This window comes from Streptomyces sp. NPDC002911, from assembly GCF_053591835.1.
The window spans coordinates 194,688-214,586 of the sequence record NZ_JBSFUO010000010.1 but is presented as its reverse complement, the minus strand read 5'-3'; the positions used below and the strand labels follow the sequence as shown (position 1 = coordinate 214,586).

At 70.4% G+C, this 19,899-nt stretch carries 14 protein-coding genes; 9 read left to right on the top strand and 5 right to left on the bottom strand.

Features of this window, described 5'->3' with window-relative positions:
• The first annotated feature begins 703 nt into the window (after positions 1–703).
• The 8 genes from ACWD04_RS18250 to ACWD04_RS18215 all read left to right on the top strand — a co-directional run bounded on the left by ACWD04_RS18250 (position 704) and on the right by ACWD04_RS18215 (position 11,337).
• Entirely contained in the window at positions 704–1,387 is a 684-nt protein-coding gene (locus tag ACWD04_RS18250) for a thioesterase II family protein (protein WP_451133048.1), read from the top strand.
• 154 nt (positions 1,388–1,541) lie between these two features.
• The gene (locus ACWD04_RS18245; RefSeq protein ID WP_451133046.1) at positions 1,542–3,026 is read left to right on the top strand and encodes a hypothetical protein; all 1,485 of its coding nucleotides are present in this window, start codon (positions 1,542–1,544) and stop codon (positions 3,024–3,026) included.
• A 509-nt stretch (positions 3,027–3,535) separates the two neighbouring features.
• Entirely contained in the window at positions 3,536–5,977 is a 2,442-nt protein-coding gene (locus tag ACWD04_RS18240; protein WP_451133044.1) for a sensor histidine kinase, read from the top strand.
• Positions 5,974–6,378 carry a roadblock/LC7 domain-containing protein gene (locus ACWD04_RS18235; protein WP_451133042.1) on the top strand — a complete coding sequence of 135 codons (405 nt, stop codon included), beginning with the start codon at positions 5,974–5,976 and terminating at the stop codon, positions 6,376–6,378. Before ACWD04_RS18240 ends, ACWD04_RS18235 begins: the two co-directional genes overlap by 4 nt.
• A gap of 83 nt (positions 6,379–6,461) precedes the next feature.
• On the top strand, positions 6,462–7,664 hold the full coding sequence (locus tag ACWD04_RS18230; RefSeq protein WP_451133040.1) for an ABC transporter substrate-binding protein: 1,203 nt from the start codon (positions 6,462–6,464) through the stop codon (positions 7,662–7,664).
• Position 7,665: 1 nt separating this feature from the next.
• On the top strand, positions 7,666–9,786 hold the full coding sequence (locus ACWD04_RS18225) for a branched-chain amino acid ABC transporter permease (protein ID WP_451133038.1): 2,121 nt from the start codon (positions 7,666–7,668) through the stop codon (positions 9,784–9,786).
• On the top strand, positions 9,783–10,616 hold the full coding sequence (locus tag ACWD04_RS18220) for an ABC transporter ATP-binding protein (protein WP_451133036.1): 834 nt from the start codon (positions 9,783–9,785) through the stop codon (positions 10,614–10,616). Before ACWD04_RS18225 ends, ACWD04_RS18220 begins: the two co-directional genes overlap by 4 nt.
• On the top strand, positions 10,609–11,337 hold the full coding sequence (locus tag ACWD04_RS18215) for an ABC transporter ATP-binding protein (RefSeq protein ID WP_451133034.1): 729 nt from the start codon (positions 10,609–10,611) through the stop codon (positions 11,335–11,337). Before ACWD04_RS18220 ends, ACWD04_RS18215 begins: the two co-directional genes overlap by 8 nt.
• 69 nt (positions 11,338–11,406) lie before the next feature.
• Here ACWD04_RS18215 and ACWD04_RS18210 read toward each other — a convergent pair whose 3' ends face one another.
• The 3 genes from ACWD04_RS18210 to ACWD04_RS18200 all read right to left on the bottom strand — a co-directional run bounded on the left by ACWD04_RS18210 (position 11,407) and on the right by ACWD04_RS18200 (position 14,805).
• Positions 11,407–12,624 (bottom strand): FAD-dependent monooxygenase, encoded by a 1,218-nt coding sequence (locus tag ACWD04_RS18210; RefSeq protein ID WP_451133032.1) that lies wholly within the window; start codon positions 12,622–12,624, stop codon positions 11,407–11,409.
• Positions 12,625–13,113: 489 nt separating this feature from the next.
• Positions 13,114–14,172: a VWA domain-containing protein gene (locus ACWD04_RS18205; RefSeq protein ID WP_451133030.1), complete on the bottom strand. Its 1,059-nt coding sequence runs from the start codon at positions 14,170–14,172 to the stop codon at positions 13,114–13,116.
• 261 nt (positions 14,173–14,433) lie between these two features.
• A complete protein-coding gene (locus tag ACWD04_RS18200) occupies positions 14,434–14,805 on the bottom strand; it encodes a winged helix-turn-helix transcriptional regulator (protein WP_451133028.1) in 372 nt (123 codons plus the stop codon).
• Between the two features lie 83 nt (positions 14,806–14,888).
• Here ACWD04_RS18200 and ACWD04_RS18195 point away from each other — a divergent pair, with 83 nt between their 5' ends.
• Complete coding sequence (locus tag ACWD04_RS18195) at positions 14,889–15,800, top strand: NAD(P)-dependent oxidoreductase (RefSeq protein WP_451133026.1); 912 nt, start codon at positions 14,889–14,891, stop codon at positions 15,798–15,800.
• A 139-nt stretch (positions 15,801–15,939) separates the two neighbouring features.
• Here ACWD04_RS18195 and ACWD04_RS18190 read toward each other — a convergent pair whose 3' ends face one another.
• Together ACWD04_RS18190 and ACWD04_RS18185 are read right to left on the bottom strand one after the other, a co-directional pair.
• Complete coding sequence (locus ACWD04_RS18190) at positions 15,940–18,738, bottom strand: hypothetical protein (RefSeq protein ID WP_451133024.1); 2,799 nt, start codon at positions 18,736–18,738, stop codon at positions 15,940–15,942.
• Positions 18,735–19,847 carry an ATP-binding protein gene (locus tag ACWD04_RS18185; protein ID WP_451133022.1) on the bottom strand — a complete coding sequence of 371 codons (1,113 nt, stop codon included), beginning with the start codon at positions 19,845–19,847 and terminating at the stop codon, positions 18,735–18,737. Before ACWD04_RS18185 ends, ACWD04_RS18190 begins: the two co-directional genes overlap by 4 nt.
• Positions 19,848–19,899 lie beyond the last annotated feature (52 nt).

The window sequence follows — 19,899 nt, the reverse complement described above, 5'->3', positions numbered from 1 at the left end:
GTGTCACCCACCCCCGGACTCGGTGGGCGTGCGGGCCGTGGACGAGGGGCTCTCGACGGCGAGGTCGTGCCGAGCCCGCTCCGACGGGCCGAGGACGGACGGCGCATTCGGCGCGCAGGGGTCTGCGGGCCTCGCATGACGGGTGACGCCCTTTTTTGTATGTGCTGCACGGCCTGCGGGGGCTTCCGCATTCACGGAAGGATTGAAAGAAAGCCAAGTGGTTACCAGGAGGTAACGGCTCGCCCCGCTTTCCGTTGCGTACTTCTCACGTCATCCGCGGGTGACGCTCCGGCCCTTGGGCCGCTGGACAGATCGGTGGGAACGGGTGAACAATGACCCAGCCCATGCCTCACTCGAACACCGACCGCCACGTCGGTGGCACCGACCATTCGGACCGGACAGCTTTACCCGGCCGGGCCGAAGTTCAATAACCCGTCCCCATAAGCGCATGCCTCGAAAAGCAAGCGCATCCGTCGCAGATCCACCGTCGGCGCCACTTCGTCCGTCGCATGCCCGTGCGCAGACTCGGCGCGAAAGGACGCAGCCCGCCACGACGACCCTCCCACCGGAGATCGTCCTCGGGTGGGTGTTTCTGCCGCTACGGACCCACCGCCGAGGAGTAACCATGGTGAGCCACGCCGCCCACGTCACGAGTAAAGGGATACAGCAGTTCCATTCGTCCCCTGGCGCGGAGGCAACCTTGGTGTGTTTTCCGCACGCCGGAGGCGCTGCGAGCTACTACCGACCGCTCTCCGCCGCGCTGAGTCCTGGCGTCGACGTTCTGGCGGTTCAGTACCCCGGGCGCCAGAACCGCAGGACGGAGCCATTCGTCAGCACCATCGATCAGCTGGCCGACGACAGCGTGGAGGCACTGGCTCCGTGGGCCCACCGCCCTCTTTCCCTCTTCGGGCACAGCATGGGAGCCGTGGTCGCCCACGAGGTGGCCGGACGGCTGACCGCCGCCGGCAGTCCGCCCGTCACTCTCATCGTCTCCGGCCGTCGCGCACACGACGACGGGCAGAGGCATGAGGTGCACCTGCGGGACGACGACGGTCTCGTGGCCGAGATCAGGCGGCTGGGCGGGACGGACATGCGCGTGCTCGAAAACCCTGAGATGCGTGCCCTGTTCCTGCCGGCTCTCCGCGCCGACTACCAAGTCGTGGAGACCTACCGGCACACCGAGGGGCCGCCGCTCTCCTGCCCCGTGCTCGCCCTGGCCGGCGACAGCGATCCAGTGGCGTCCCCGGCCGAGATGCGCCACTGGGCCGCCCGGACTTCGGGACAGTTCAGCCTCCTCAGCTTCAGCGGCGGTCACTTCTACCTGGCAGACCACTCCGCGGCCGTGGCGTCCGCCGTACGCGACCATGTCAGCGCGCTGACCGGCTGAACGTGGCGGCGGCAACGAGGGTGCGGGCGTGCAGGACTGCGAAGAACCGGTCCATGCCCAGAGGGGCCGGGACACGGCCCCTGGCACCGGTCGAACCGGTCGGCCAACCGATTCGCCGTCGGCCGGCCCCGGGCAGGACTGAGAAGATCGTTTTATGGCACACCCAGAGGATCGTCAGCTGACCCGGATCGCCCTCGGTGTGCCGGAGGCCGCGGACACCACTCGCGCCGAAGCCGTGCGGTCACTCGGAGCCGACACCGGCCTGCACGCGGAGTGGATCGTGGGGCTCGCCACGAACAAGGCGGCGCCGGACGAGGTACTTCGGCGCGTCTTCACCGTCACCCCGCTGCCCGACCCCCGGTACTGGCTCGCTTTCCACCGGCTGCCCCCTCGGACGGCGCAGGCCGCCGTCGCGCACCCCGACCCGCAGGTGCGCACGCTCCTCGCCGGGAATCAGTACCTGCCGCCGGAGGTGATCGCCGTGCTGGCCGAGGATCCGGACCCGAAGGTGCGACGCACCGCGGTGATGACGGCGTACGAATTCGCCGTCGAACTGCCGCCGGAGCTGACCATGCGGCTCGCCACCGGACCGGAGGCCCGGCTGCGGCACTTCGCCGCCGTGCTGCCCGGCCTGCCGGAGGCGACGCGGCTCGCGCTGGCCGAGGATCCCGACCCTCGCGTCCGGTCCGCCGCCATCAACGCGTGGAGCTGGCCCAGGCTGCGCCCGGAGGTTCGGGCAGCGGCCGAGACCGATCCCGATCCCTGGGTGCGCGGGGCGGTCGAACGCGCTGCCCACGTCGACGCGCCCCTGCCGACGACGGTCGAGGGCTTTCTCGCGGAGACCGACGAGCGTCGCCGCCGCGACGCCGCGTTCGCCGCACCCGTCGACGCGGACCTGGCCGCGCTGCTGGTGGCCCACGAGAACGGTTCGATACGTCACGGGGCCGCCCGCAACCCGTACGTACCCACCGCGCTCGCACTGGCGCTGGGCGCCGACCCCGAAGTCTCCGTCCGTCTCGCCGTGTCCCTGCGTGCGGATGTGACCGAGGACCAGCGGACGGCGATCGACTACACCGTGTCCCCGGGGCGCCATCCGGTGCCTGACTGGGTGGCGGAACGCTTCGGTGACCCGGACGCCCTGCGGGAGATCGCGGCTTCCGGCCACGTCCTGCTGCGCCGGGGGGTCACGCGCGCACCGGAACTGCCCGCCGATGTGATCGAGCGGTTGGCAGCCGACGACGACTACTACGTCAGGCTGATGCTCTGCGAGAACGACCACGCCCCGCACGAGCTGCTCCTGGAGATGTTCGCCGGCTGGGACGGGCTGAGCTGGGGCATGCTGGCTTATCGCCGCAACTTCGCGCGCCCCGGCCTGGCCCGGTTCGGGAACGATCCGAACTACCGGCTGCGGTATGCGGCTCTTTTCGACCCCCGAGCCGAACAGGCGCTCGTCGAGCGGCTCTCCCACGACGCGGAGGGCATGGTGGGCCGCCATGCGGCGGCCGACCCGCGCCTGCCCCTCCCCAGGCTCGTCGAACTGCTCGGCAAGGACGGGATGGCCCGAGCCGCGGCCCGCAACCCCACACTGCCCGCCGGGCTCATGCACCGGCTTCTCGACATCGCCGGCGTCGAGCGCTGACAGGTACGCCGAGGAACCAGCTGGAGGGATCTAACCATTCCGCAACGACGTTCGAACGTCGCCGGACCGGTCAGGTCGGCTCGCCGACACGGTCCGTGCGGCCCGTCCGCAAACCGAGTCGGTCCCTCTCGTGGTACGCCGGAGCGCTGGTCAGGCGCGGTTCTAAGGTCGGCTCCGGCATCTCGGTCCGGGCTCAGGAGCGTGGGCCATCCGAGCACGTACGACTGGGTCGGACCACCCCTGTGCGATAAGTGAGCATATTTTTCGGAGTCACACCCGTCCGAAGTTGCTTATAACCGCATAGGATCATGCCGCGTCATGGGGTCTCACCAGCCCCAGTGGCACCATTCCCCCCACCCTCGAGCGCACAACTTCCCACCTGCACAGTCTGCCTGTCCCTGACGGCCGGACCGTGTGCCGTCGTTCCCCCACCGACACCCCCACAACCCGTTAACAGGTATCTGTGTGTCCCCGATACTCAGCACCGGTTCCGGTCACGGAGCCGCGCAGTGAAAATCAATCGCCGCCTCGCCCTCCTCGTCACCGCGCCTCTCGCCGTCGCCGTCACCTTCTCGGTTCTGGCCCTCGCGCCCGCGACCGACCAGGCGCTCCAGGCCGACCGGCTGACCGCGATGGTCGATGCCGCGACCACCGCAGGGGAGTTGACCCACCAGCTACAGCGTGAGCGGGCGGCAGCCACCGCCCTGGTCTCCCAACAGGCGGACTCGGACGTGTTCCGGCTGAGTTCCGACGCGACCGACGAGAGTGTCGCCAGATTCCGCAGCCGGACCGAGAACCTCTCCGGGGTACCCGGCAACGCACAGGACGCGCTGGACCGCATCGACCGGTTCATCGACGAGATGCCCGCCCTCCGCGCCCAGGTGCGCTCGGGCACCAGCACCATCTCCGCGCTGGCCTTCGGCTACCGGATCGTGATCGCCGACCTCAACGGCTACCGCGACGGCATCGCGCAGGCGGACGGGGTCGACGCCGACATCGCCGACCGGATCCGTGCTGCCGCCGCCCTGTCCGAGGCGGCCGAGCACACGGCCCAGCAGCAGGTCACCGTGATGCGGGCGCAGGCCGCGGGTGGCTTCACCACCGCCTCGCAGCGGACGTTCGACGCCAGCCGGCTGGGTTACACCGAGTCGACCGGTGTCCTGTTCGACCTCGGCCCCGGCCAGTGGCGGACCTGGCTGGAGCGTACCCTCTCGGGAACGAAGGCGCTGGAGGCCCGGCGGCTCGAGGACGAGATCGGGCGTACGGGCACCGGCAAGGACATCACGGTCACTCCGCAGGAGTGGCAGAAGGCCTCCCACGACCGTCAGGCACTGCTGCGTTCGGTGGAGAAGCGGATCGACGAGTCCGTCTTCGCCCTGGTTTCCGACACGCGCACCGAACTCCTGTGGATAGCGGGGGCCGAGGTCGCCCTGGTGGTGCTGACCCTGGTCGGCGCCGTCGTCGTCGCGATCCGCCTGGGCCGGGTCATGATCCGGCGGCTGCGCGATCTGCGTAACGCCGCACACGAGGTCGCCCACACCGGGCTGCCCGCCGTGATGCACGAGCTGTCCCAGCCGGGATCACTGAGCGGTGCGACGCCCGAGCAGGTTGCCCTGCGGACGGGTGACCCGGTCACGACCACGGGCGACGACGAGATCGGCGAGGTCGGTGAGGCGTTCAACGCCGTCCACCACGAGGCCGTCCGTCTGGCGGCCCAACAGGCGCACATCCACGATCAGTTCGCGGAGACACTGGTCGGCGTCGCGCGCAGGGGCGCGCAGTTGACCGCCGTCATGGTCTCCGAGCTGGACACGGTGCAGCGCGACGAGGCCGACCCCGTGCGGATGAAGACCCTCTTCGCGCTGGACCACCTCGCCATCCGCATGGAGCGCAACACCAACAACCTCCTGGTGCTCGGCGGTTACGGAAACGCCCGGGTGCGCGCGGCCGATGTCGGCTGCTCCACCGTCATCGTGGCCGCCGCTCAGCAGATCGAGCGATTCGACCGCGTGTCCCTCGGGGCCATCGAATCGGGAATCGGCGTCATCGCCCGCGCCGTGCACGACGTGGCGCACATCCTTGCGGAACTTCTCGACAACGCGACCCGGTTCTCGCCTCCGGACAAACAGGTCGGGGTCGCCGTATGGCGACTGTGGGACCGGGCCGTCGTGCAGATCGTGGACGAAGGGGTGGGCATGACGGCGGAACGCCGCGCAGCCCACAACGCCGCGCTGCTCGAGCCGCAGACGGGCATCGGCGACGTACGGTCCATGGGGCTGCACGTGGTGGCACGGCTCGCCGCACGCCACGGCATCGTCGTCGAACTGCGTGACTCGTCCGGCCCCGGCACCATCGCCGAGGTCACGCTGCCCGCGAAGGTGCTGGCCCTGGCCCCGCAGGAAGCCGGGCCGCAGCAGGGCGTGCTCGGCACGGATCACGGCAAGGATCGTGGCAACGATGTGCGCTACGAGGCGCCTCGCCCGATCACACCGCCGGGACAGACCGGCCGCAGGCAGCCGGCCGGAGCAGGCGCACGGCCCGACCGCGACGGCGCCTTCGTCGGTGCGGGTGCGGGCGCCGGCAGGGGCAGTGCGTCCGCCGGCGGCGACTCCACACCGGGCCGGTCCGACGCGGCCACGGGAGCGAGCCAGGGTGGCCGCGACCACAGCACACCGCCCGGCCACGACGAGCCGGCTTCGCGCGTCGCCGGAGTCAGCTCCTCAGGACTGCCCCTGCGGCAGCGCAGGACGACGCAGCAGTGGCCCACCTTGGGCAAACGGGACGGCACCGAGCAGCGTTCCGGCGCCACCGCGCCGAGGCCGTCCCCCCGTCGCCGGGACTCCCGGCAGGTCTCCGACGTCCTGGCGGCTTACGCCCAGGGGATCAACAGGAGCACGAACCCCCGTGGCCGCTCCGCTACCGACGACGACACCGAACGGACGAAGAAATGACCTCTTCCACCGACCTGAGCTGGATCCTGAGCGATTTCGCCGGACGCATCCCGGAAGTCACTCAGGCGATAGCCGTGTCCGTGGACGGACTCGCGCTTGCTTACGCGGGTGTGGAGCGTGACGACGCCGAGCGGCTGGCCGCCATCGCGTCCGGCGTCGTCAACCTGCTTTCCGCCGCAGCCCAGTTGACGAACACCGATCCCGTCGAACACAGCCTCACCGCGATGGACGGCGGCTACATGTTCTCGATGGCCGTCTCCAGCGGAGCCTCGCTGCTGGTGACCACGACCAGGGACGCGGACATCGGTGAGGTCAGCTACATGATGTCCGAACTGATCAACCAGGTCGGTGACGCACTGTCTCCTCAGGTCCGCTACACCGGCCTGCCGCCGACTCGCTGACCGCCGGGCCGCCCCGTGCTGCCGTGCCACCCGCTCCACAGCCAGTCCCGTCCCCATTTCTCGACACTCTGATGAGAGCCCTCATGTTCTTCGACACATCACGTTCCCGCCGCCGCAGAATACGGCCGGCCGGCGCCGCCGCCCTCGCTCTCGGTCTGGCGGCCGTCACCGGTTGCAGCAGCGGCAGCGGCTCCGCCGACGACACCGTGAAGGTGGGTCTGGTGGCCTCCCTGTCCGGCACCTACGAGCCGGTCGGCACCGAGCTGCGCGCCGGCTTCGAGCTGTACCTGGACACCCATGACAACAAGCTGGGTGGACGCAAGGTCGAGCTCATCGTGGCGGACGAGGGCGACGGCCCGCCGACCGCCGTCCCCGCGACCACCAAGCTGGTCAAGAAGGACAAGGTCGACGTGCTGACGGGCTTCGTCAGCGGCGGCTCCTTCAACGCGGTGCTGCCGCTGGTCAACCAGGCCAAGATCCCCTTCCTGGGGTCGAACGCCCGGCCGCCCGTCAAGGACCTCTCCTACGTGTGGACGACGAGCTTCCTCTCCGACGAACCGGGCAAGGCCATCGCCCCGTACGTCAAGGAGAAGGTCGACGGACCGGTCTACGCGATCGGCCCCGACTACCAGGGCGGCTACGACGAACTGCGTGGCTTCACCGACGAGTTCAAGCGGGTCAAGGGCGAGCTGGCCAACCCGGACGGCGAGACCACCTGGACGCCGTTCCCGAAGACCACCAACTTCATGCCGTACTTCGCCGAGATCGCCAAGACGGACGCCAAGGCGGTGTACTGCTTCTACGCCGGCAAGGCCGCCATCGACTTCGCCAAGCAGTACGCCCAGTCCGACATCGCAGATCTGCCGCTGTACACGGCCTTCGTCACCGAGGGCAGCGTGCTCCAGGCCCAGGGCGACGCGGCCAAGGGCATCTACTCCGTTCTGAACTACGCGGCCGACCTCGACAACGAGGCCAACCGCACGTTCGCCGCCGACTGGACAGCCGCGCACGACACGCAGCCCACCACGTACGCGATGTCGTCGTACGACGCGGCCGCCGTGCTGGACAAGGCCATCGCCGATGCGGCGAAGGGCGGCGAGGTGACACCACAGACCATCAACGAGGCCATCGCGGATCTGGGCCAGATCGACAGCCCGCGCGGTTCCTGGGAGTTCGGCGACAAGGCGCACTCGCCGGTGCAGACCTGGTACCTGCGCCAGGTCCGGCCGGACGGATCCCAGCTGGCCAACGTCATGGTCCAGGACCTGGCGACGCTCGGCAGCTGACATGGATCTCCTCGATGCCCACTTCATACCGGCGGTGGACGGGGTGGCCTACGGGCTGCTGCTGTTCGTGGTCGCCGCCGGCCTGAGTCTTGCCTTCGGCACCGCGGGCGTACTGAATCTGTCGCACGGCACGCTGTACGCGATCGGCGCCTACACGGGAGCCGAACTGAGTGACGGCACCTGGGGTGGCCTCGCCCTCGGGCTGGCGGCCGGGACCGCCGCGGCGTGCGTCGCGGGGGCGGGCCTTTCCGCCGCGACGGCCCCGCTGGCGCGACGTGGGCATCTCGCGCAGGCGCTGCTGACGTTCGGGCTGGCCCTCGTCGGCGGTGATCTGCTCATCCAGTTCTTCGGGGCGGACGAGCTTCCCGTACGCGTCCCCGAGGCGCTCGACTCCTCGGTGACGCTGCTGGGCCACCGGTATCCCGCGTACCGTCTCGGATTCATCGTGATGGCCGTGCTGCTCGCGGCCTTCGGCACCTGGGTACTGACCCGGACCCGCATGGGTGCGGCGGTACGCGCCGCAGCCGACGATCCGCAGATGCTCGCGACCACCGGTCACAACCCCCGGGCGGTGCACACCGGCGTGCTCGCGGCGGCAGGTGCGCTGGCCGGGGCGGCGGGTGTGCTGGGGGCACCGATCATCGGTCCCGGGCCCGGGACGTCCGAGACGGTGCTGATGCTGTCCCTGGTGGTGGTCGTACTCGGCGGGCTGCGCTCGCTGTGGGCGACGTTCTTCGCGGCGGTCGCCGTCGGGGAGGTCCAGACGCTCGGCGTCTCCCTGGCACCGGACCTGGCGCCGTACCTGCTCTTCGCCGCGATGGCGGCGGTGCTGGTGCTGCGCTCCCGCTTCGCGGAACCGGCGGCCGCGCACGACTCCCACGGCCCGTCCCCGGATCCGGTGGACCGGCTCCGCCGCCGGCTCGCCGCACGGCTGCGGGCCCGCCCGGGCGGGGCGGCCTGGGCACCCGCGCCGAAAAAAGCCGGTGCGGATCCGGTGGAGGGTACGGACGCAGCCAGGTCCGTTACGCGGCCCCCGTATCGTCCAGGGGCGCCGGCGGGCTGGAGCGGGCGCGCGCCCGCCAGGACCGGGTGGCTTCCGCGCGGGGCCGCGTGGCGGCAGGCCGCTCCGCTGCTCGTCCTGCTCGTGGTGCTGATCGCGCTGCCGGGACTGCTCGATTCGTACAGCATCTCGCTGGCCGGTTCGGCTCTGGCTCTGGGGCTGCTCGCGGTCAGTGTCACCATCCTCACCGGTTACGCCGGACTGCCCACGCTCGGGCAGACCGCGCCGTTCGCCGTGGGCGCGTACGCCACCGCGAACCTCGCGGACGCCGGGTGGACCGCGGGCCCCGTACAGATCGTCCTGTCGGCGCTCTCGGCCGCGGTCTTCTCCGCGGTGGTGGGGCCCGCCGTGATCCGGGCCCGCGGCACCACCGTACTGATGATCACGCTCGCCATCGGTGAACTGACCGGCGCGGTCATCAACCAGCTCAAATCCGTCACCGGCGGCGCCGACGGCCTCGTCGGCTTCCCGGCCACGCAGGCGCTGTGGGGCGGGGAGGGGATGACCGAGGAGAGTGACCTCTACACCTACGCCCTCGTCGTCGCCGCCATCGCCGTCGCCGTCACCCTGCTCGTGCTGCGCTCCCCAGCCGGGAAGCTGCTGACCGGCACCCGGGGCGCCGAGGCCCGCATGCGCGCCTCGGGACACCCGGTGGGCCGCTACCTGCTGGTGGCACACGTCTGCGCCGGTGCGCTGGCCGGGGTGGGCGGCTCGCTGATGGTCACCGTCCAGCAGTACCTGTCCCCCGCCGACGTCGGCTTCGAGATCGCCGCCTTCGCCCTGCTGGCAGCCGTCATCGGCGGCACGACGTCCGTGATCGGCGCCCTGATGGGAGCCGGGCTCATCGTCATCACCCGCGACTGGGTCGCCGGTTCGTGGCCCGGCCACGGTCCGCTGCTGCTCGGTGCGCTGTTCGTCGCCGCCGTGTACCTGCTGCCCCGCGGTCTGGCCGGTCTGCGCGGCGGATCCGGCCGGAGCGGGCCGGCGCCCGAGGGGCCCCCGACCGACGAGCGTCCCCCGGCCTCCCCCACCCCGACCCCCACCGGGAAGGCCTCGACATGACGCCCGCACCGAACCCCGCATCGGCGCCCCCGGTACTGGACCTCACCCGTCTCACCCGCAGATACGGCAGTCTCACCGCTGTCGACGACATCAGCCTGCGGCTCCCCGCAGGAGCCCGGCACGCCGTCATCGGCCCCAACGGCGCCGGCAAGACCACGCTGCTCAACCTCATCGCGGGCACCGACCGGCCCGACCACGGCACGATCGCGCTGGAAGGCGCGGACATCACCCGTACGCCCACTGCCCGGCGCAGTCGCCTCGGCATCGCCCGTAGCTTTCAGCAGCCGTCGGTGATAGCCGAGTTGACGGTGCTGGACAACGTCGTCCTGGCCGGCTGGCCGCACCACCCGAAGCGCCGCGGCGCGTGGCGCAGCCCGTCCCGCTACCGGCAGCACACCGAGTCGGCGGGCCGTCATCTGGAGGCCGTCGGCCTCGCGGACATCGCCCACCGGCCGGCCTCCACGCTCTCCCACGGACAGCGCCGCATGCTCGACCTCGCCGCGGCGCTGGCGGGCGAACCACGTCTGCTGCTGCTGGACGAGCCGGCCGCCGGGCTGACCGACGGTGACATCGGACGGCTCCTCGGCATCCTCGGCGGCCTGCCGGAGAGTGTCGCGATCGTCCTGGTCGAGCACCATGTCGAAGTGGTCGCCCAACTCGCCTCGACGGTGACCGTGCTGGCAGCGGGGCGGGTTCTCGTCACCGGCCCGACCCAGGAAGCGCTCGCGCACCCTGAGGTCCGCGACGCCTACCACACCACCGGTACGGCGCCTTCCGCAGCCGCCGTCCCCACCGTCGAAGCGAAAGGACGACCGGCCCCCAATGCTTGAACTCACCGGCCTGACCGCGGGCTACCACGGCGGCACCGTCCTGCACGGCCTCGACCTGTCGGTGCCCGCCGGCACGGTCCACGCCGTCGTCGGCCACAACGGCGCCGGCAAGACCACCCTCGTCCACACCGTTGCCGGACTGATGCGCCCGAGTGCCGGTACCGTACGCCTGGACGGCCGGGATGTGACGGGGCTGCCCGCGCACCGGATCGCCCGCGCGGGGATCGGCCTCGTACCGCAGGGCCGCCGTGTGTTCGCCGGACTCACGGTCGCCGAGCACCTGCGGCTGTCCTTCCGTCCGCCGCGCCGCGGTGACACCACACGCCCCAGCGTATGGACGCCCGCGCGCGTCCTGGAACTGCTGCCCCGGCTGGGCGAGCGCCGGGGCAACCGGGGTACGGATCTGTCCGGCGGCGAACAGCAGATGCTGGCACTCGCCCGCGCCCTGCTCGGCTCGCCGCGTGTCCTGCTGCTCGACGAGCCGACCGAGGGCCTCGCACCCGTGCTCGTCCGCCAGGTCCACGAGCTGGTGACCACACTGGCGGACGAAGGCATCGCCGTACTGCTGGTGTCCCCCAGCCCCACCCAGGCCGCCGCGTGCGCCCGTACACTCACGGTCCTCACCTCAGGGCGGATGACGCTGCGCATGGACGGCGAGGACGTCCGTGCCGACGGCACCGCGCTGCACGCCGCGCTCGAACTCGCGCCGACGGAAGTCTGACACCCAGTCGCTACGGGGGCGGAGTGGGGGCGGGGCCTGTGCGGCCACCGCCCCCGTCGCGCTCCGCGCCTACCCGGCCTTGATGCTGTGCCCGCCGAAGCCGCTGCGCCGGTCGGAGCCCTTGTTCTGGTCCCGCCACCACACGTCGAACTCCGGCTGGCCCATGGCCGACCAGTCGGGTGTGTTCTCGACCTGCGCGCTGCCCATCCGGCGGGCGAGCGCGACCATGGCCGCCCCGACGGGGCCTCGGCCGGCGTCGTAGCTCGCGAGGATCTCCTCCCAGCTGCCCCCGGCCACCCAGGCGGCTTCCAGTGCGGTGGCGTCCTGAAGCGCCTTCACACTGCCGCCGCCGATGTGCGGCCGGGCGACACTGGCGGCGTCGCCGACGAGCACCATCCGGCCCGAGGTGTAGTGCGGCACCTCCAGGTCGTAGATGGGCTGGATGAGGGTGGTCTCGGCGGGCGTACGGAGCACCCTGGCCGCCCAGTACGGCGGGAAGTTGTCGGCGACCAGGGCGCGCAGGTGCGCGGTGAGCTCCGAGTTGAGCCGGCCCGGCGGCAGGGATGTCGGGGTCCGCAGGTCGGGGTGGTGGCCGTCGGTCCGGGGAGGCACGGTGTAGAGGACCCAGTTGAGCAGGTGCCCGCCGGTGCCGTCCGGGATGCGGTAGATCATGCAGTGGCCGCCGGGAAAGACGATGTTGTGCGCGTCGTGGCCGTCCGAGGGCAGGTCCGCGACGTCCGACGACGTACCGCGCCAGCCTATGTATCCGGCGTACGTCGCGTCAGCTCCGGGGAACATGGCCTCGCGGACGACGGAACGGTAGCCGTCCGCCCCGATCACGACGTCGAAGCGCTCCTGGTATCCGTCCGCGAGCCGCAGCGTCACACCGTCGGCGTCCGGTTCCACGCCGGTGACCACCGAGCCTGACCGGTAGGACACCCCCTCGGGCACCCGGCGGCGCAGCTCACTCCACAGGGAGCCCCAGCTGTAGGCACGGAAGGGGAACGGCTGCTCGCCGATCGCCCGGCCGTGATCCGCCTCGCCGTCGCGCGCGCTCCACACGCGCCGGGTGAGGGGCGCCCAGGGCATCTCGGGAGCCACGTACCCGGCGTCCCTCAGCTCGCCGTACCGGTCGCTGTGCAGAGCGATCCCCACTCCTCTGTCACGGAGTCGGGCGTCGGCGCGCTCGAAGACGGTGATCTTCTCGGCTCCGCCGCGCGACGCGGCCAGCGCCGCGGCACACCCCGCTATGCTGCCTCCGACCACGGCGATGCTGCCTCCACGCATGACTGGTACTCCACTCACTCGGTGTTACGGTCGCCGTTCCGGGTAGTGCTCGCGCGACGGCGCACCCGCTCGGAAATCGCCCTGTATCGGCGGTTATTGGCCCCTCCCTCCGGGGGCGGGGTCCGCACGGAATCCTAGCGAGGAGCGCCTGACCGTTGAGCGGCGCACGTACCTCGGCTCCGCAGCGCACCCGGTGGCACATCCGTGAACGGTCCGGGCAACGAGAGAGAAGGATCGCCGCCCCGCTGCACGCTTCGCCCACTGGGTGCTGGTGGAGCCGGGGACTCTCGTCCAAGAGATTCACGCCCGGCATGACTCGGATGTACCTGCGGTCGGCCGTCGAACCGTCCGCGACGCCTCTCCCGCCGGCCACGACGCTGTAGGTCCGCGTACGTCGCGGGTGCACGTACGTCACGCGACCGCTCCCGGGCTGCGACTGTCACGGACGTCGGACGTCGGACGTCCGATCGCGGAGCCGCCATCGGCACGTCAGAGCATGATGAGCAGTCGCGTATTCGCCTTGAGCTTCCGGTTCACCGAGCGGCTCTGCACGTACACCTCCAGCTTGGGATTGTTCCCCGCCTTCACGGAGACGGTCCCATGGATACCGGTGCCGAACAGAAGGCTGCGCGCCGCATCGCCTGTGTACGCGCGGTCTGTGTCCTTCTCGACCACGATGACGTCCTTGTCGGGCTGCACCTGGACCCGGGTGCCCAACTGGTAGTAACACGAACCGCGCTGGTACGTCACGCCCGGATGCGAATCGACGAAGGCACGGATCTCGACCTCCTTGTCGACCTTCAGGAGCCGGTACCTGTCGGCCGCGACCGGTTCGAGGTTCGCCCGCACCTCGTCGACCGATATGTCCTGGCCGACGGCGAACAGGTTCTTCGTGCCGCGCACGCCCTGCTCCCGGCCCCGGAGGAAGCTGGTGGCGGCAGCTCGCACGGTACCGATCGCGTCCTCGACGCCCTTCTGGGAATCCGCGTCCCAGATGGCGATGTTTCCGGCCGGGAAGCCGTAGTTCTGGGCGGTTCGCTTCGCCAGGGAGTTCGGGACGAGGATCGCGGAAGTCCAGTGACCCGGGAGCCCGCCCATCTTCGCCGCGATCTTGTCGAGCCAGGGGCCGAGGATGGACATGTCCCCGTCGTGCCGTCTGTCGCCGCCGGAGGCGTTCTCCTCGCCGTCCGTCACCACGATCTGGAGGAAGCTGTGCTCGCCGTACTCCTCCCAGATGTGCCCCAGGTCGTCCAGGGACTTCAGAGAGGCCTCGATGAGTGCCGTGGCGCCGTTGTTGACCTTGTACAGGCCCCGCATGGACGGCAGATGCTTCACGTCCATGTCCCAGACCAGGTTCTCCACCCTGTGGTCGAAGGAGTAGAGGCTGATCCGGGTCTCATGGCCGAGGTTGTCCGACTCGGCCTTCAGGCCCGCCACGAACTCGTCCACGACGCGGATGAGTTGATCCTGGTGTTGGTACATGGAACCCGAACAGTCCACTACGAGCGCGACGTGATTCACCTTGTGCTGGATCTTGTTGGCGGACACGTGTCTGCTCCTTCTCGAGGCTCCCCAAGTGATGCGTTCACTCTAGGAGGAGGCACTGACAACGGAGCTTGACGACCGGTCATCCACCGCCCGCCGCCTCTCGCAGTCCTGACGAGGCCAGGCTCTCGGCTGCGGGCACCGCCCGTGTGGAACTCGAAGCGTCGCCGGAGCGCGCCCGTTGGTCGCGAAGCGAAGTGAACGATCGGCTGTCCCGCCGCACGTCCTTCGGGCCGGTGGCCAAGATGCCGGCGGCCGAGATGCTCAGCCGTGCGAGGTCCCGGCCACGTCGACCACGTCGGAGACTTCGCGGCGTATCCGTTCAAGTCCCCACGCGCCGAGCGGACCGAGCGCCCGGTTGAGGGTGCGCCCGTGCTCGGTCAGCGAGTACTCCACCCGCGGCGGCACCTCGGCGTAGACCTTCCGGTGCACGAGACCGTCCTCCTCCATCTCACGCAGGTGCTGTGTCAGCATCTTCTCGCTGACCCCCGTCAGACCGCGGCGGAGCTCCGCGAAGCGGCGTACGCGATAGGTGTCGAGTTCCCAGAGGATCAGTCCCTTCCACTTGCCGCTCACCACGTCGAGCGCGGCGTCGATGCCACAGATATAAGGCCCGCGTCTCGGCGCCTTGGCCATCACTGGTCCCCTTACGAAAAGGTAAGTACCGCAGAAAATAGTGGGTACTTCCGAGAGTAGTGGCGCTCTCCGAACATAGAGGGGTGAACGAACAACAGAACCGCACCACCAGGCAGAACAGCCCTGTCACCGTGATCGGACTCGGCCCGATGGGCCAGGCCATGACCCGCACCCTCCTCGCCGCCGGCCACCCGGTCACCGTCTGGAACCGCACCGCCGGCCGGGCCGACGGCGTCGTCACCGACGGAGCAACACTCGCTGCGACACCCGGCGAGGCGGTCGAAGCGAGTGAGCTCGTGATCCTCAGCCTCACCGACTACCAGGCGATGTACGACGTCCTCGACAGCGCCACCGCATCGCTCGCCGGCCGGACGCTGGTCAACCTGAGCTCCGACACCCCCGACCGCACACGCGAGGCGGCGACCTGGGCAGCGGGCCACGACGCCGCCTTCCTCGCCGGCGGGGTCATGGTCCCGGCGCCGATGGTCGGCACGGAGGCGGCCTATGTCTACTACAGCGGTCCCGACGAGGTGATGGAGAACCACCGGGCGACGTTGGCACTGCTCGGCACACCGAAGTATCTGGGCGAGGACGCGGGTCTCGCCCAGATGATGTACCAAGCCCAGCTCGCGTTGTTCCTCACCACCCTGTCCGCACTGATGCACGCCACCGCGATGCTGGGCACCGCGGGAATGACGGCCGAGGAAGTGCTGCCGGAACTGCTCTCCGCCGCTGATTCGATCAGCGCCATCGTCAGGGCCGGCGAAGAGGTCCCCGGTGCCGCGCTTGATGCCGGAAAGCATCCCGGTGGCCTCAGCACGGTCACCATGATGGGTGCGACGTCCGACCACATCGTCGAGACCAGCACGGCACTCGGCCTCGACCTCGCGCTCCCTCTGGCCGTGCAGGCCCACTACCGGCGCGCGATCGAGGACGGACACGGCGGCGACAACTGGACCCGCATCATCGACAGCATCCGCGGGCCGCGCCGCTGACCTGGGCGTACGCCACTGGGGCCAGCGCGGGGAGATGCCTGCGTGCCGGGGCCGGGCGCCCGCTGCCGGGCCCGTGCCGAAGTATCAGCCCGCGTGTGCCACCCGGGGCGGCACACGCGGGCTGTCCCTCCCCCGTCCGTCAGACTCCCGCCAGCAGCGCCTCCAGTGCCGCCGCCGTCTGCGGGTGACGGCCGACGAGGACCGCGCCCGAGGATGCCGGCGCCTCCGCCTCCCAGGTGCCCTCGTAGCCCAGCAGCTCCGCCACGCTGTCGCACGTCTCCGGGTGGGCGGCGAGCAGTACGGCACGGCGGGCCGCGCCGCCACCGGTCGCCGCCGGGGCAGCGGGCGCTTCCGGGGCGGCCTGCCACGGCGGGACCCAGGCGTCCAGCGCCGCGAGGCGGCCGGGGAAGACTCGTCCGGCCTCGCGGATCAGCAGCGGGGCCAGGTCGGCGCCCTCGGACCTCAAGGTCGTGATCAGCGTCGGCAGCCAGGGCAGCAGTACCGGGTCCGGCAGCCGTGCGAAGGCGTTCGAGACCGCTTCCACGACGAAGTCGGCCAGCTGGGGCACCGGCTCCAGAGCGTGCAGGAATCCGCTGAGGTAGCGCGGATAGGAGGACAGCACCAGTGGGTCGGCCAGCAGGTGGTCGCACCGCCCTCTCAGCTCGGCGCGCGAGAGCTGCCCGAGCTGCACCTGGGCCGCCCACAGCAGCGCGACCCTGGAGGGCTCCCGCGGGTGGGACTGCGCGAAGGCCAGATCCAGCTGGGTCCGGTCGCAGCCGAGCGACAGGGCCAGGCTCTCCATGCTGAAGAGGAATCCCAGCATCGCGGCGACCTGGCGGACGGTCGCGTCCTCATCGGTGAACGCCGTCGGCAGGAGCGTGCAGTAGTGCGCGTATCCCGTCTTGGCGAAGGACTCTGTCCACGACGGCAGCGCAGGCCGGCTGATCCGGTAGTACGCGAGGAGCCGGCGCACCCTGCGCAGGACCTCCGGCGCTCCGTCGACGCTGCGCTCGGTGGCCAGCACCTCGAGGGCGCGCGTGCCCAGCTCGTCGGCGAGTCGGCCGCTGCGCAGATGCAGTTCGGCATCCTCGACGGCCCCGAGGACCTGGGCCGTGGTGGCGTTCGGGGCGTACGCGGCGCGGCGCAGGCGCTGTTCCAGGACCTGCTCGATGCTGACGCCCTCGTAACCGAGCTCGATGAGGGCCCGCTGATGGGTGCCCAGCGCCAGGTCCCAGGACTCCTGGACCGACTGCTTGCCGAGCTCCCGCTCACCCATGATCGGGCGTGCGGCGCCGTGGGGCATCAGGTGGCGCAGCATCCACAGCACATCGGAGCACTGCCGTAGCTCCGGCTGGGACGTCATGTCCAGCAGGGCCCGCCGCACCCCGCGCTGCTGAAGCTTGAGGTTCAGCGGGGCGAGGCGGTCGTGCACGTCGCGGGCCAGCGGCGGCAGCGCGTCGTAGCCGACCTGGCCGATCCGGTCGCCGCCCATCAGGATCTCCACGAGGCGGCGGACATCACGCCTGCCCGGCACGGTCTCCTTCTCGATGCAGGTGACCGCCGCGTCCTGGAAGTCGTACGGGGTGGGCCTGGCCCGGTCCCGCATACCGGCGAGCAGGATCGACGCCTCGAACACGGCGATGGCGTCCGCGGTGGAGGCGAGGTAGCCGTTACGGCGGGCGGATCGCACGATCTCCACCGACCAGCCGAGGAGTTCGGCCTCGTCCAGCCGGTCGAGAGCGGGCGGGCTCCGCAGAAAGCCGGAGAGCTTGTCGGAGAGGGCCTCCGGGGCCACGGGGACGGCCGGCGCGGCGGCCTTCCCTTGTTTCGCCGCCTTCTTCGCGCCCGCCTGGCCCGCGAGCCGGAACGGCTGCACCCGGGTGCGCCGGAGGTTCTTCGCCCACTGGGTGGCGGCGATCGACACGGACCCGCCGGCCAGACCGAACTGCGCCTCGATCGCCGCGTGGCTGGAGGGGATCAGGCCGTACTGCCAGGTGCTCTCACTCGGTGGGCTGATCTCGAAGGTGTCGCTTCCGTGGACACCGAACTCCGCGACGCGACTGGACGCGTGGAACGCGCCGCAGACGTAGAGGCAGTCCTCGGGGTCCGTGCCGGTCGCGGCGAGGTGCTCGCGCATCCGGGTCCACATGTGGCGCTCGCGGTCCTCGTCGACGCGGACCCGCTCCGTGTCTCCGGGTGCCAGCCTGCGGAACAGGCTGCCGATCAGGAGCATGACCTGGCGATAGGTGTCGTGGTCACTGTCGCCGAGCGGAAGTTCGACGTACTGGTGCCACCATTCCGACCAGTGCCGCACGCGGCCGTGGTGCAGGAGGTGCTCCTCCAGTTCCGCGAAGCGGGGCCGCATGTCGCCGATCTCCACCCCTACGGCGTCGCCGTGCAGCGCCGCCTCCTCTTCGGCGGGCGGCCCGTCGGGGTCCGTGGGCTCGGGTGCGCGGGCCTGCCACTGGAACACATGGTCCGAGGACCGGTCGACGAGGACCAGTTCGACGCCCGGGGTGTCCAGTGCGTAGGCGATGGCCTGGTACTCGGCCGAAGCCTCGGTGATCGGAGCGACGACCGACAGTGGTGCCCATTCCGCGGGGAAGCCCTTGACCTCACTCGCGAACGCCTGGACGGCGACCGGGAGCCGGCAGTTCTTCAGCTCCGGCAGGAGGGGTGCCATGTCCTCGCACAGCTCCAGATACACCACCTTCGGCTGCTTCTCCCGCAGCCGCCGTGCCATCGCGACCGCCGAGGCGGGCGAGTGGTGGCAGACGGGGAAGATCTCCAGCGGCTCGCGCACGGCGCGGTCGACGTCGTCGACGATGCCGAGGAGGATTCCCTGCAGTGCGTCCGGCCCGTCGGCGAGCTCGGTCGCGGCGTCCTGCAGTTGTCCTCGCAGCGCCTCGAAGGGCGTTCCCGTACTCAGGGCGCTCATGACAGGGTCGCGATCGCGTCGCGGCCGCCCTCCAGGAACTCCGGCCAGGAGCCGCCCTCTTCCTTGCTACGCGGCTCGACCACGCCGTGCAGGTACTTGTTGAGGATGGCCAGGTCCTCGGGTTCCCGCCGCGCCAGCGAACCGACGAGCGAGGAGGCGAGGGTGCGGGCGGTCAGCGCGCGTTCGCCGAAGAAGTTGCTGTGCAGGATCGCGTCCTCCAGTACGCCGATCTGCTCCGCGCTCGACAGCGCGGACTCCAGCTTCTCGTCGTCGCTGCCCGCCGCGGCGGCGGAGGCCCGCAGGTCGGCGAAGCTCTGGAGCAGTACGTCGAGCAGCGTCGGCGGCACGTCCAGCTCGATCTGGTGGCGGCGCAGCAGTTCCTCGGTGCGGAAGCGGACGATCTGCGCCTCACTCTTCTTGTTCGTCACCACCGGGATGCGGACGAAGTTGAAGCGGCGCTTGAGCGCGGAAGACAGGTCGTTGACGCCCCGGTCCCGGCTGTTGGCCGTCGCGATGACGGAGAAGCCCGGCTTGGCGAAGACGATGTTGTCGGTGTCCATCTCCGGGACCGAGATGTACTTCTCGGACAGGATCGAGATCAGGGCGTCCTGGACGTCACTGGTGGAGCGCGTGAGCTCTTCGAAACGGCCGATCGCTCCCGTCTCCATCGCGGTCATGATCGGTGAGGGGATCATCGATTCCCGCGACTGTCCCTTGGAGATCACCATGGACACGTTCCATGAGTACTTGATGTGGTCCTCGGTGGTGCCGGCCGTTCCCTGGACCACCAGGGTGGAGTTACGGGAGATGGCAGCGGACAGCAGCTCGGCCAGCCAGCTCTTGCCCGTGCCCGGGTCACCGATGAGCAGCAGGCCCCGGTCGGAGGCCAGCGTGACGATGGAGCGCTCGACGAAGCTGCGGTCGCCGTACCACTTCTGGGGAATCTCCCGGTCGAGGCCGTCGGAGCGCTCGGACCCAAGGATGAACAGACGGACCATCTTGGGCGACAGCCGCCACGAGAACGGCTTGGGGCCGTCGTCGACCGACTCCAGCCAGTCGAGCTCTTCGGCGTACTTGATCTCGGCGGGAGCGCGCAACAGATCGGACATGTCGATAGGCCTTTCCAAGATTTTGGGTTCAACTGCGCCTAGGACGAGAAGC

Excerpts from the sequence above, each read along its gene's own strand:
- ACWD04_RS18245 (WP_451133046.1), top strand. The coding sequence starts at position 1,542 with ATGGCACACCCAGAGGATCGTCAGCTGACCCGGATCGCCCTCGGTGTG.
- ACWD04_RS18235 (WP_451133042.1), top strand. The coding sequence starts at position 5,974 with ATGACCTCTTCCACCGACCTGAGCTGGATCCTGAGCGATTTCGCCGGA.
- ACWD04_RS18230 (WP_451133040.1), top strand. The coding sequence starts at position 6,462 with ATGTTCTTCGACACATCACGTTCCCGCCGCCGCAGAATACGGCCGGCC.
- ACWD04_RS18225 (WP_451133038.1), top strand. The coding sequence starts at position 7,666 with ATGGATCTCCTCGATGCCCACTTCATACCGGCGGTGGACGGGGTGGCC.
- ACWD04_RS18220 (WP_451133036.1), top strand. The coding sequence starts at position 9,783 with ATGACGCCCGCACCGAACCCCGCATCGGCGCCCCCGGTACTGGACCTC.
- ACWD04_RS18215 (WP_451133034.1), top strand. The coding sequence starts at position 10,609 with ATGCTTGAACTCACCGGCCTGACCGCGGGCTACCACGGCGGCACCGTC.
- ACWD04_RS18210 (WP_451133032.1), bottom strand. The coding sequence starts at position 12,624 with ATGCGTGGAGGCAGCATCGCCGTGGTCGGAGGCAGCATAGCGGGGTGT.
- ACWD04_RS18200 (WP_451133028.1), bottom strand. The coding sequence starts at position 14,805 with ATGGCCAAGGCGCCGAGACGCGGGCCTTATATCTGTGGCATCGACGCC.
- ACWD04_RS18190 (WP_451133024.1), bottom strand. The coding sequence starts at position 18,738 with ATGAGCGCCCTGAGTACGGGAACGCCCTTCGAGGCGCTGCGAGGACAA.
- ACWD04_RS18185 (WP_451133022.1), bottom strand. The coding sequence starts at position 19,847 with ATGTCCGATCTGTTGCGCGCTCCCGCCGAGATCAAGTACGCCGAAGAG.